The organism is Pedobacter sp. Leaf170, from assembly GCF_920984665.1.
Classification (GTDB): Bacteria; Bacteroidota; Bacteroidia; order Sphingobacteriales; family Sphingobacteriaceae; genus Pedobacter.
The window spans coordinates 332,320-345,659 of the sequence record NZ_CAKLBP010000004.1 but is presented as its reverse complement, the minus strand read 5'-3'; the positions used below and the strand labels follow the sequence as shown (position 1 = coordinate 345,659).

Annotated in this window: 13 protein-coding genes; 4 read left to right on the top strand and 9 right to left on the bottom strand. The window is 34.9% G+C overall.

What is annotated here, in order from left to right; all coding sequences use genetic code 11:
- The 8 genes from LUA90_RS12325 to LUA90_RS12290 all read right to left on the bottom strand — a co-directional run bounded on the left by LUA90_RS12325 (position 1) and on the right by LUA90_RS12290 (position 6,445).
- Positions 1-336 (bottom strand): tRNA-binding protein, encoded by a 336-nt coding sequence (locus LUA90_RS12325; protein WP_231460577.1) that lies wholly within the window; start codon positions 334-336, stop codon positions 1-3.
- 85 nt (positions 337-421) lie between these two features.
- Complete coding sequence (locus LUA90_RS12320; RefSeq protein ID WP_231460576.1) at positions 422-799, bottom strand: hypothetical protein; 378 nt, start codon at positions 797-799, stop codon at positions 422-424.
- A 2-nt stretch (positions 800-801) separates the two neighbouring features.
- Positions 802-2,034: an ABC transporter permease gene (locus LUA90_RS12315; RefSeq protein ID WP_231491133.1), complete on the bottom strand. Its 1,233-nt coding sequence runs from the start codon at positions 2,032-2,034 to the stop codon at positions 802-804.
- Positions 2,035-2,093: 59 nt separating this feature from the next.
- Entirely contained in the window at positions 2,094-2,732 is a 639-nt protein-coding gene (locus LUA90_RS12310) for an MBL fold metallo-hydrolase (RefSeq protein ID WP_231460648.1), read from the bottom strand.
- Positions 2,733-2,743: 11 nt separating this feature from the next.
- Positions 2,744-3,328, bottom strand: coding sequence for a gliding motility lipoprotein GldD (locus LUA90_RS12305; protein WP_231460574.1), 585 nt, complete (start codon positions 3,326-3,328; stop codon positions 2,744-2,746).
- A 21-nt stretch (positions 3,329-3,349) separates the two neighbouring features.
- Complete coding sequence (locus LUA90_RS12300; RefSeq protein ID WP_231491131.1) at positions 3,350-4,099, bottom strand: shikimate dehydrogenase; 750 nt, start codon at positions 4,097-4,099, stop codon at positions 3,350-3,352.
- A 114-nt stretch (positions 4,100-4,213) separates the two neighbouring features.
- A complete protein-coding gene (locus LUA90_RS12295; protein WP_231460572.1) occupies positions 4,214-4,981 on the bottom strand; it encodes a phosphosulfolactate synthase in 768 nt (255 codons plus the stop codon).
- Between the two features lie 60 nt (positions 4,982-5,041).
- On the bottom strand, positions 5,042-6,445 hold the full coding sequence (locus LUA90_RS12290; protein WP_231491130.1) for a tetratricopeptide repeat protein: 1,404 nt from the start codon (positions 6,443-6,445) through the stop codon (positions 5,042-5,044).
- Between the two features lie 249 nt (positions 6,446-6,694).
- Between LUA90_RS12290 and LUA90_RS12285 the strand changes: the two genes are divergently transcribed.
- Both LUA90_RS12285 and LUA90_RS12280 read left to right on the top strand, forming a co-directional pair.
- The gene (locus tag LUA90_RS12285) at positions 6,695-7,153 is read left to right on the top strand and encodes a nuclear transport factor 2 family protein (RefSeq protein WP_231491128.1); all 459 of its coding nucleotides are present in this window, start codon (positions 6,695-6,697) and stop codon (positions 7,151-7,153) included.
- Between the two features lie 26 nt (positions 7,154-7,179).
- On the top strand, positions 7,180-8,721 hold the full coding sequence (locus LUA90_RS12280) for an aldehyde dehydrogenase family protein (protein ID WP_231460569.1): 1,542 nt from the start codon (positions 7,180-7,182) through the stop codon (positions 8,719-8,721).
- 82 nt (positions 8,722-8,803) lie between these two features.
- On the opposite strand, the gene LUA90_RS12275 is transcribed toward LUA90_RS12280, so the two are convergent.
- A complete protein-coding gene (locus tag LUA90_RS12275; RefSeq protein WP_231460568.1) occupies positions 8,804-9,442 on the bottom strand; it encodes a GIN domain-containing protein in 639 nt (212 codons plus the stop codon).
- Positions 9,443-9,806: 364 nt separating this feature from the next.
- Here LUA90_RS12275 and LUA90_RS12270 point away from each other — a divergent pair, with 364 nt between their 5' ends.
- Together LUA90_RS12270 and LUA90_RS12265 are read left to right on the top strand one after the other, a co-directional pair.
- A complete protein-coding gene (locus tag LUA90_RS12270; RefSeq protein ID WP_231491127.1) occupies positions 9,807-12,539 on the top strand; it encodes an outer membrane beta-barrel family protein in 2,733 nt (910 codons plus the stop codon).
- A 5-nt stretch (positions 12,540-12,544) separates the two neighbouring features.
- Entirely contained in the window at positions 12,545-13,327 is a 783-nt protein-coding gene (locus LUA90_RS12265; protein WP_231460566.1) for a GLPGLI family protein, read from the top strand.
- Positions 13,328-13,340: the final 13 nt, after the last annotated feature.

Below are 13,340 nucleotides of genomic sequence, written 5' to 3'. Positions count from 1 at the left end.
TTAAATCAACTTGCTGCCGTTTGGTACAATTAGTTGCGTTGTACTGAGTACAATATCTCCATCTTCGTTAGCAAAGCCGGTTACTAAAAACTCAGACATAAATTTACCAATTTGTTTTTTAGGGAAGTTTATCACGCCAATTATTTGCTTGCCAGGTAACTCCTCCTTGGTATATATCTTGGTAATTTGGGCACTACTCATTTTAATTCCAAATGGTCCAAAATCTACTTTTAGTTTGTAAGCAGGTTTTCTGGCTTCCGGGAAATCGAAAACTTCAAGTATAGTTCCCGCCCTTAATTCTACTTTTTCAAAATCGTTCCAGCTAATATCTTCCATGGTATGTTTCGTAAAATGATAATTTGTTAAACAATTAGAAATAAAAAAGGCCTTTACAAAAGGCCTCAGATAAAACTTTTAATATTTATTGGGCACAAGGGCCGTCTGGAATTTCTTTGCTAATTTTTATCACTTTGGTAACCACCAGTGTCGAATCAAAATCAGCTGAAACTGTGGCAGTATCTGATTTTGCAAAATAGCCTTCTAATTCTACATAAACCGGCTCGTAAGGTTTTTCGAAATTAAGGTTGCTATAAGATAGTTCGAGATTTTTTACGCTATCTAAAACCCAATACTCACGATTATCCTCACACAGTGTGAAAGATTTCATCTCCGGGCCAAAGCTATATAAACCCTTAACAGTTCTCTTGTCGCTTTCCTCTGGCTTTTCTGCTCGGTTACAAGCGGTAATGGCCACACCTAAAAGCATAACATATACAATTGCTTGTTTAAATAACTTCATTTTTATATTGATTGATTTATTTGGTCTATCTTTTTAACACTTAAATTTGATGACAAAGCAGATGCCAAAAATGAGAAAATCCCTACAGTTACAAAAACTAAAATGAAATCTTTCCACTTAAGGCCTATGGGATAGGAACTTAAAAGTGTATCACTACCTTCTCCCATTTTTATCAAACCGAAATTATGTTGTATAAGGTAAAATATAACCCCAATTATTAGCCCCAATACACACCCCGACATTGTAATCATCATCCCTTCAAAAAGAAAAATTTGTTTTATAAGCTTTTTGCTTGCGCCAAGGCTGCGTAATATCGCTATATCTTTAACCTTATCAATTACCAGCATGGTTAATGAGCCTATAATATTAAATATAGCAATTATTAGTATGAATGTTAGAATTATATAAACAGCCCATTTCTCGGTATTTAGGATGTGATAAACGGAACGATTTTGCTCTGCCTGATTACGGACCTCAAAATCGGTTCCTATATGCTCTGCTACATCGGTTTTGAATTTCTCTATATCAACACCTGGTTTAAGGTTTATTTCAATTGACGAAACATTTTCTGATTCGCCCAATAATTCGCGGGCAAAATCTAACGGAACAATAATCCCATTATCAAATTCTTGCTGAACCTCAAAAACGCCACTTACACGAATACTTTCGGTTACAAAATCTTCAGCTGGATTTATGCTATTGACCTTAATATCTTTCTTTGGCGAAAAAATTTCAAGCTCTGTAAAGGGATCAACTGTGTTTACAGCCAAGTATGTTTGCAAGGTAGAGCCAATTACGGAAGTGTAGCCACTTCTGTTGCTGAGCACAAAGCGACCCTCTTTTATGGTGCTATCCAGTTTTTTATTTTTCAGAAAATCTGGTCCAACGCCTTTAACCATTCCTACAGCTTGTTTATTATTATACTTTAAGAGCGCATTTTCTTGCAAAACTTCTGTAAAAGAATAAACATCTTTATTTTCCTTTAACTTATTGAAATATGCTGTGTTTGGATTAAAGGTTTTTCCCTTAGCAGGTGTAATTGCAATTTCAGGCGTAAGCGTATTAAACATGTTTAAAATGGTTACTTCTAAGCCATTAAAAACAGATAGGATGATGATTAATGCTGCGCTACCAACCATAACGCCCACCATGGATATGCCGGAAATCAAATTGATTGCATTTGTCGATTTTTTGGCAAACAAATATCTTTTGGCGATATATAAAGGCGTATTCACAGATTAAATATAATGTTTTAGCTTAATTATGTAGAAATTGTTTGCTTGTAGATAGACACTTAGAAAAACGGATTGTTTTGTTTTTCAAAACCAATTGTAGTAGATGGGCCGTGACCAGGAAAAACTTTGCATTCGTTTGGTAACGTAAACAGTTTAGTTTCAATACTATTGATTAATTGCTGGTGGTTTCCGCCCGGTAAATCTGTTCTGCCAATGCTTTGATAAAATAAAACATCACCACCAATTAAAATGTTATCAACTTTGCTGTAGAAACACAAATGTGCCGGCGAATGACCTGGCGCAAAAATTAGTGCTAAGGTGCTATTGCCAAAGCTTACAGTTCCGGTTTCACCCAAAAATGTTTCAGGCTCAGGCGATAATTCATACTGAGTAAAACCCATTTGAGGCGCATAGCCGGGTACAGCCTGCAAAACTTGTAATTCACCTTTGTTAAACTGAGGTTTTAAACCCCAGGTATCAAAAACGAATTTATTACCAACAATATGGTCTAAGTGGCAATGGGTATTTAACAGTAATACGGGCTTTAAGTTATTTTCTTTAACGAATGAAACTAACTCGTTCTGCTCAAAGCCTTCATACATTCCCGGGTCGATAATTACACATTCATTGGTTTCATCAAAAAGCACGTATGTATTTTCACCGTAGGCATTAAACGTAAATATTTTTATTTTAATCATGTTTTTATAATCTAATTTTTCCATTTAAAGGTTGTAATCATCTTATCAATGTCTTTCTTGATAAATTTTACAACAGGTTCAATAGAATCGTACTGCGGGCGCTCATTAAAGTAAAGCGCAGCCCTAAAATAGTGCTTAGCGCTATCTGTTAAAAAAAACTGAACTGATGAAGCTGTATTGCCTTCTATGGCATAATATATTCCGTAAACTTTCCTATCGGGATAATTAATAAGTTTCTGGTCGATTGCACTTGCTTTTATGGTATGTTTAAATGCAAGTTTCCGGGCATCTTCCACCATTTCATCATAAATGGCTTTATTGGCAATATCATAATATGTTAAATGCAGATAGCCATTAAACTGCGAAAAATGTAGATTGTACCAATATTTTTGCCCTTTCTTGTCATCATTTTCCATTTTAGCATAAACCGGATATTCAAAACTGAAAGGAGCTTTACTATCAAAAGATTGATATTTTTTTTCAGGATATACGATGCGAAAATAGCCTTTAGGTTTTGGGCTATAATCATTGTTCTGACAGGCAGCAATAAACAAAAGTAAAATAATGGGTAAAAAAAATAAGTTTTTAGCTTTCATATCCTGTTTGCCAAACGTTTTTTAATCCAAATTGTTCCATATACGCCAAGCTTGTTCTGCTTGTTGATGCAGCATTTCTAAACCATTTTTTGTAGAAGCGCCTTGTAATGCTGCCTTTTCTAAAAATTTAGTTTCCAATGGGTTATAAACCAAATCATAAGCTAAGTGTTCTTTGCTTAATAATGTGTATTCAATTTCCGGGCAACCTTCTAAATTCGGAGACATACCCAAAGGCGTTGTGTTAATTAAAAGCTTATGAGATTGCAGCATATCATCCGTAATTTCTGAATATAAAATTGCGCCTGAAGCAGGTTTTCTAACAACAGTTTTGTAATCAATATTTAATTTGTGGAGTACATATTTAACAGCTTTTGCTGCGCCGCCATCACCAAAAATCAAAGCCTTTGTATTTTGCGGTTTAAGTAAAGGTTTTAAAGATTCTTCGAAACCAAAAGCATCCGTGTTGTATCCTTTAAGGTGTTTTTTGCCATTGATGTTTTTTACAGAAATACAATTTACAGCACCAATTTTATCTGCTGCTTCATCAATCTCATCAAGAAAAGGCAAAACCGAAACTTTATGAGGAATGGTTACGTTTAATCCGCAAAGGCTTTCGTCATCATTCAATAAATTTACGATTGAAGAAACATTTTCCATTGGAAAAAGCTCATATTGGTGATTTGAAATATGCTCTTTCGAAAACTTTTCAGTAAAATATTTTTTTGAAAAGGAATGCGAAAGCGGATAACCGATTAGACCGTAAGTTTTCATTTTTATTTCGTTTGCCCAATAATAGAGGTAAAGAATTGCGTGCCGATAATATAATAATGGCTTTAGCCTGTTTAAGCTAAAGCCATTTTGCCATTCAAATAAATGGTTTAAATTTTATTTATTTAAGTTAAGAAAGTGATCAAATGTATCACCTCTTAATCCTAATCTGATGGTTTCTAATGGAATTACTTCAGCAGGTGCAATATTACCAAGGTTAACATTGGTTCCAATAAGTTTGATAAACCATACTTGCTGCTCTTTTTGTGGTGCTTCCCAGATAATTGTTTCTTCAGGTATTTGTGTTAAAATTTCATCTACCAAACCTTCTCTTACTTCACCGCTACCGCGATAAATACCAACATTTCCACCTTCGCGAGCTTCGGCAATAACTTTCCAAGAGCCAGCTTCAAGTTCGGCCTGCATTAATTTAATCCATTTATATGGCGCAAATATTTTAGCAGCATCTTTACTTCCAACTTCAGAAATTACAGTAACCTGTTTTGCAAGTTCACTAATGTAATTGCATTTTAAATCGTGCTCAATTTCGATGGAGCCATCAGAAACTTCGGCATATTCCATTCCGTATTGATCTAAAACACGTTGGTAATCTGAAAACTGATTGCGGATGATAAATGCCTCAAATAAAGTTCCTCCAAAATAGGTTGGAATACCGGCACTTTTATATAATGCTAATTTTTCTTTAAGCTTTGGGGTAACATGAGAGGTAGCCCAGCCTAATTTTACGATATCTGTATGTACGCCCGCAACATCAAGAAAATCTTCTACCTGACGTAGGCTTAATCCCTTATCCATAACCATTGTAATGCCTTTTTGGCGTGGCTTTTCCGGACGCTCGGGAACGTTTAATAATGGGTAATTCATATGTGTACAAAAGTGGAAAAAAAATTGAGAATTATATGTCAAAATTTTCTCACACTGATTTTACCTGATGTAACGGTTAATAACATTTATAATTGCACTATTATCCTGCAATTGTGGTAGGTATTCAAACAAAATATAATGCTTATCCGGGTCGGTAGTTAGAGCAGTTTCTAAATAACCTAACGAATCGGCATAGTGGCCAAGCGCAAATAAGTAAGCAACCATTCTGTAATATAATTCTGCCGCTTCCGGGTTGTTCTTAATGGCCTCTGCCATGGTTTCAGAAGCTTCTAAAAGTTTACCTTGTTCGTACAAAACGGTACTAAAATCTAGCCAGGCTTCAATATCCAAAGGATTGTATTCTAAAACCTTTTCGTACGCTTCTATAGATTCATCAATTTGATTTAGCTTGTAGTAGGCATCGGCCATTGCAAACCAGAAATCAGAATTTTCGCCTTCTAAATCAATTGCTTTTTTATAAAAATGTAACGATTCGAAATAACGTTCTTCATGGTTTAATGTAACGCCAATACCAAACCAGGCATCAGCCATTTTTGGGTCCATCTTTACCGATTTCTTGTAATAAGAACGGGCTTCGTCCATTTTTTCGAGCTTCTCGAAACATTCGCCAATTGCACAATAGGTATCGGCATTAGGCTGTTCATATTCAAAAGTTTGTTTGTAAACCTCTATAGCTTCATCATATTTATCGAGCTGAACTAAAGCATTTCCTTTATTAAAATAAGCAGAGCTGAAATCTTCTTTGATTAAAATTGCATAATCATACGCATCAATTGCTTTTTCAAAAAGATTTAATTTATGAAAACTGTTGCCTAAATTATACCAGGCCGCATAAGAGTATGGGTCGGTATCAATATACTGCTGATAAAATTTGATACTTTCTTCCTGTTTATCTAAAACATCATAACAAAATGCCAGTTCATACAAACCATCCTGGTTTTCCATGTTTTGCTCTAAGCTTAGCTTAATGTAAACAATGGCATTTTCATAGTCAGACATGCTTTGGTAAACATAAGCCATCTGCAAAAGTATTTCATCCGTACTTTCTGCCAAGCCTAAAGCTTTTTCATAATTTTCTAAAGCTTCGGTATAACGCTCAGTATTTTGATAAATGTTTCCGCGAAGCAGATAAATGTCAGGTTCTGATGATTCTAAAAGTTCAGCTTTTTGTAAAGACAGAAAAGCGCTCTCATAATTATTTGTTAAAATATAAAGGTGCGCCTGTTTAATTAAAAAAACTGTTGCATAAGGATGCTGACTAACAGCGTAATCTACAACTTGTAAAGCCTTAACCGGATCGTTTTTTTCAATGTAAAAATCTACAATGTATTCAAAAGCGCCTGCATCGAAAAAATATTGATCTTTATTACGGATCATCTCTTCGTAACGTTCAACTGAACGTTGTGCATCTTCGTTGGATTCAAAAAAGAATTCTTCTTCCATATATTAAACTATTAAAGAACCGTGCCAATAAGCAGATAAACACAACCTAAGTTTACAATATTTACAAAGCAACTATAAAAATAATTATCAACATTGTTAATGCTGTTGCATGTAAATGGTTGAAAATAAATGATATTGGCGGTTTTGGCCTGTGTGTATTATCAACAACTTTTTTCTGTAGCGCAGTTCCTTTTCCCTTCTTTCACAAAAATAGTATAAATTTATTTAATTAAGCGTAACCAATAAGTCATGAAAAAAGTAACCTTTTTAACGTTATTCATCATTTTTTCTGCTAATGTATTGTGGGCACAAAGTGATGATGAACAAGCCATTAAGCAAACTATAAATAATCTTTTTCTAGGGATGAAAAATGGCGATAGCTCTTTAGCGGCATCAGCTTTTGCTAAAGAAAGTATATTGCAAACAATTGTAAGTAAAGAAGGCAAAAACACCATTAAAACAGAATCCGTTTTGGGATTTTTAAAAATGATAGCTATACCACGAACGCAAATTTATGATGAGCGGATTGTATTCTCTAAAATTTTAATTGATGGTGCTTTAGCTGCTGTTTGGACCGAATATAAATTTTACATTGATGAAAGATTTAGCCATTGCGGGGTAAATTCCTTTCAACTGGTAAAGGGCGAAAAAGGCTGGCAGATTGCTTATTTAATAGATACCCGTAGAAAAGATAATTGTAAACCTTAGATTTATAAAATAATAATATCAAAAACATGAGCGCAAATATTCAATCGATTTTAACACAACTCGGCATAGAAAATATTAACCCGGCATATAGTACCGGCAATGATTGGGGTGGTGCAAATAACACAGAAAATATAGATAGTTTTTCGCCTGTTGATGGACAAAAAATAGCATCGATAAAGGTTTCTTCAAATAATGATTACGAACAAGTAATTGCAAAAGCGCAAGAAGCATTTGTGTATTGGAGAACTGTCCCTGCACCTAAACGAGGAGAAATTGTGCGTCAGTTTGGCGATGCTTTGCGTAAAAATAAAGAGGCTTTAGGAACATTGGTTTCTTACGAAATGGGTAAAAGTTTGCAAGAAGGCTATGGCGAAGTGCAGGAAATGATTGATATCTGCGATTTTGCTGTCGGTTTATCGCGTCAGCTTTATGGATTAACCATGCACAGCGAGCGTCCAAACCATCGCATGTACGAGCAGTGGCATCCGCTTGGAATTGTTGGAATTATTTCTGCCTTTAATTTTCCTGTTGCGGTTTGGAGCTGGAATGCTGCGTTGGCATGGGTTTGTGGTAATGTTTGCATCTGGAAACCTTCAGAAAAAACACCACTTACCGGCATTGCCTGCCAAAAAATTATTGCAGCAGTTTTTAAAGCTAATGATATCCCTGAAGGGGTATCGAGTTTAATTATTGGCGATAGAATAATTGGCGAGTTAATGACTAATGACGGACGTGTACCTTTAATTTCTGCAACTGGTTCTACCAGGATGGGTAAAGCTGTAGCTGTGGCGGTGGGTGCTCGTTTAGGTAAAAGTTTATTAGAACTTGGAGGTAATAACGCCATCATCATATCAGAGCATGCTGATTTAGATATGAGTTTAATTGGGGCAGTTTTCGGTGCGGTTGGTACTGCTGGTCAACGTTGTACCTCAACAAGAAGATTAATTATTCACCAAAGCGTTTACGATACATTTGTTGCCAAACTGGTTAAAGCTTATGCCCAGTTAAGAATTGGCAATCCTTTAGATCAAAATAACCATGTTGGTCCGCTGATTGATAAAGATGCGGTAAATGCCTATCTCGATTCTATTGAAAAATGTAAAGCCGAAGGTGGTAATTTTGTTGTTGATGGAGGCGTTTTAGAGGGTGAAAAGTATGCCAGTGGTTGTTATGTTAAGCCATGCATCGCCGAAGTTAAAAATGATTATAAAATTGTTCAGCATGAAACTTTTGCACCGATTTTGTATTTGATTAAGTATACAAATCTTGATGAAGCGATTGCATTGCAAAATGGTGTTCCTCAAGGTTTATCATCAGCCATAATGACGCTTAATTTAAGAGAGGCCGAGCAATTTCTATCTTATCAAGGCTCTGACTGTGGAATTGCAAATGTAAATATTGGTACTTCCGGAGCAGAAATTGGCGGCGCTTTTGGGGGCGAAAAGGAAACTGGCGGAGGAAGAGAAAGTGGTTCTGATGCATGGAGAGCCTATATGCGTAGACAAACCAACACCATAAATTACGCTAATACTTTGCCTTTAGCACAAGGAATAAAATTTGATTTATAGTTTAAAATACAAAAACATCGGCCGGAATTGCTCCTGCCGATGTTATCATTAACTAAAACTAAACTATATGTATGATGGATTATTAGAAAAGTTTTTCTAATAAGTCTATTTTTAAATCTTCATAGCGATTTAAGTTGCTTGCATAAATTGCTTTTGGCGCAATGCTGATGTTGGTATTTTGAGCAGCAAATTCATTCATTTTTAATTTCGCCTCATTGCCTAAAGTTGCAGTATGCATTTCTGTAGTGCCTTCTAAATTCAAACTTGTACCATCATTTGCTATTGTAAACAAGTTTACGGTGTTGGCATTAATGTTTGCCGAAGCTTTGTCTTTAAGGATAACCTCTAAATCTAATAAATTGAATTTTCCTGAGGTGGTAACGCTTGATGTATTTGAAGCTACAATTGATTGAATGTTGTTAACATGTGCAATAACAGTTAAAGGTTCTTTGGCAAATGAACTGATTCTAAGTTCAGAACCTTGTTGTTGCACCAATGCATTGCTGGTATAATATTTATCAAAAACCTCTATGCTTTCTTGGCTATCCTGAACCAGGATTAATTTTACATTTCCGCTTACCGAGATTTTGCTGATGTTTTTTACCTGATTAATTGTAGTGTAACTAGACTTCAATTCTGTTGCGTTTGCTACAACTGTGGCGCTACTTAAAGTTACCATAACTAAAGCTGCTGCGAATAAGTTTTTAATAGAATTTTTCATGACCTGAATATTTTATGTTTTGTAAATCTTTTTTTAATCCCCTAATTTCTAGGTGGTTTTAAATATAAGACGGCAACACTCAGGAAACGTTTCAGGCTAGTGAACAGTAATATACCACTGTCGGTAATTTATAGACGAACGGGCATTATATCTATACCAAAAATGGTAAACTTATAGCTGTTTCAGCTAAAACGTTTCAGCTAATGTAATTTCCACATAACATTATTGTTAAATTTTGTTAAGGCATAATGAAACTAAAAAATTAGTTTTATATTGGTCCTGAAAACCAACTCTATTTATGAAAAGAACGCTACTCACAGTATGTTTTCTCTTTTTGATTTTTTGTACAGCAAAAGCTCAAAATTTGCATACTATTAAGGGCCGTGTTATTGATACGGCCGCAACCTCTATCCTCGGAGGAACCTCAGTTTCGATTTTAAATGCCAAAGATTCTACTTTGGTAAAATTTACCCGGGCAGCAGAAAATGGCTCATTTGAGCTCCCCAACATCCGTAATGGAAAATTCATCCTTTTGGTTTCCTATCCGAAATACGCTGATTTTGTTGATCACTTTGTGCTGGATTCTACTAAAAAAGATGTTGATTATGGTAAAATTAACCTAACGGGAAAAGCGCAGCTTCTTGCCGATGTAATTATTAAAGGAAATCGCACTGCGATAAAAATTAAAGGAGATACTACAGAATTTGACCCGCAGGCATATAATATTGAGCCCAATGCAAAGGTTGAAGATTTAATTAAACAGTTTCCGGGAATAGAGGTTGATAAAGACGGCAAAATAACCGCACAAGGCCAAAAAAACGTGAAGGTTTTAGTAGATGGAGAAGAGTTTTTTGGAGACGACCCCACACTGGTGACAAAAAACATTAGAGCTGATATGGTTGATAAAGTTCAGCTTTATGATAAAAAAAGCGACCAGGCAACTTTTACAGGTGTTGATGATGGCGAAAAAACCAAAACGTTAAACATTAAGCTTAAAGAGAATGCTAAAAACGGCTATTTTGGAAAAGTAATTGCAGGTGTTGGTACAGATGATTTTTATCAAGGCCAATTAATGTTTAACAAATTTGCAGGTAAGAAGAAATTTTCTGCTTATGGTATACTAGGTAACAATGGTAAGGTTGGTTTAGGCTGGGAAGATAGTCAGAAGCTTGGAACGCAAAGTGCTGGTACAATGAGTGATGATGGTGGTATTTATTTTACCAGCAGTGGTGATGAATTTGAGGGTTGGGGCGGACAATATAATGGAGAAGGTATTCCGGTAGCCAGAACCGGTGGTTTGCATTTCGATAACAAATGGAATAGCGATAAAGAAACTTTAAATACAAATTACAAAATCGGTTCTTTAAGGGTTTTTGGTGATAGAAATACAATCAGCCAGAATAATTTAGCTTCGGGTATCATTAATAATATTTCAAATCAGAATTATGATAATGATGTTTTCAGACAGAAGCTTGATGCGATGTATGAAATTAAGTTGGATACTACTTTAACACTAAAAATTAATGTTGATGGAACACTTAAAAAAAGCGACACCTTTCAAGATTATGCTACCGTTAGTACTAGAGGTAATAATAGTTTGCTAAATACAAGTTCTAGAACATTAGCTAATAATGCTGAAGATAAGATATTTAACATCAATGCCTTTTTAACAAAAAAACTAAAAAAGAAAGGACGTACGTTATCTCTAAATTTAAGTCAATCTGTTACCGATAATAATACAGAAGGATATTTAAACTCTGCTAATAGTTTTTATAATGTAAATGGCGCTTTGGATAGTATTGCAAACATAAACCAGTATAAATTGAATGGCATTAAAAACAATGTTTTTAAATCCAATTTGGCCTATACAGAGCCCATTACGAAATCTTTAACAGTGATTCTTAATTATGGTTTAAATTTAAGTAATGGCCGTTCAGATAGAAAATCATTTAATCAATCTTTACCTGGCAGATATGATATATTAGATACTCAATTTAGTAATGATTACCAATTGGATCAGATCATCAATTCTGGGGGTGCAGTCTTTAACTACAAGAAGGGAAAAAGTGTTTTAAATGTTGGCTCTAAATTTAGCGATGTTAATTTTAAACAGGAAGATTTATACAATAAAATCAGATACGACAGGAAATTTATAAACTACATGCCACAGGCGATGTATCAATATAATTTCTCTCAGCAAAAATCTTTCCGTATAAACTATAATGGAAATACACAACAGCCAAGTTTAGACCAAATTCAGCCTATAAGAGTAAATACCGATCCCTTAAATATTACTTTAGGAAACCCGGATTTACGACCATCTTTTAGAAGTAATTTAAATGCAAGTTATAATTCCTATAAAGTTATAAGCAGTCAGTCTATTTATATTAGTGGTTATTTTAGCTTTACAAACAACCCGATTGCAAGTAATGTGGTAACCGATGCAGCAGGTAAAAGTACTTTTCAAGCTGTAAATTTAGCAGATAAAGTACCAACAAATTTTAGTTTATATTCTAGCTTTGGTCGGAAAATTTTTGGTACAAATGTGGGTTTAGGTCTTAATATGAACGGTAGCACATCTTATAACTTTATTAATAGTGTATTAAACCAGACTAAAACAATGCGTTATTCTCCTCAAATCAATATTAATAGATATAAAGATGGGAAATACAGCATTTACGGCTATTTCGGGCCAGATTACACAACTTCGGTAGCCTCGGTTCAGCAAGCTTTTAATAGTAATGGATGGGGCGCTTCGGGTTACTTATCAGGTTCGGTTCAATTACCAGGTAAATTGGAGATAACAACAGACGGGCAATACACGTATCGTGCAAAAACTCAGGCTTTTAACGAATCATTTACACAACTTATCTGGAATACTACAATAACGAAAAAGTTCTTCAAAGCACAAAATTTAAGAACATCAATTCAAGGGTTTGATTTACTAAATCAGAATCAAGGGTTTAACCGTTATGCATCAAACGGAAACATTACACAGAGCAGTTATAGAACCATCAGAAGATATTTTATGTTTACTGTAAGCTGGGATTTTACTAAAATGGGCGGTGGCGCAGCTACTCCAGCACCTCAAAATTAATAGCCATGAAAACGATATTAAAACTTACAATAATTTTAGCGGTAATATTTATCAGCAATACTTGTATTGCACAAAATGTACATTTTATTAAGAATGGTGTTATCGAATACGAGAAACGCTCAAATATGTACGCATTGGTAAAAAAGAAAATAAATAGTGATAATGAATCTTACATGGCTCAAGCTTTTGAGAATTATAAGAAGAATTTTCCGCAGTTTAAATCGGCTAAAAGCACACTAAAATTTAACAGCGATAAAAGTTTCTATAAATTTATTGAAGATGCGGCACCAACAACCAATAATTGGCTGCACAATAATCCAATAGCCGATTTAAAAAATATTATCGCCACTGATTATACTACGGCAACCAATACCATTCAAAAAAGTGTTTATGAGGCAACCTATTTGGTAAAAGATAGCGTACGTAAAATAAATTGGAAAATTACTGATGAAACCCGTGAAATTGCTGGATATGAATGCAGAAGAGCAAATGCAATTATTATGGATTCGGTATATGTTGTAGCTTATTACTCCAACCAAATTGCTGTTTCTGGTGGCCCTGAAACCTTTAGTGGTTTGCCTGGTATGATATTAGGTTTAGCTTTACCGCACGATAATATTACCTGGTTTGCAACCAAGGTTACTGAAGTAGCCGTACCAGAAAAAGATTTGTTGCCGCCAGCCAAAGGAAAGCCTACAGATAATGCGGGGCTAAAGAAAATCCTGCTATCGGTTTTTAAAGACGAAGGCGCCTATGCACAGCCCTATCTAAAAGCCTTTACACTATAATTTGTGGTAAATT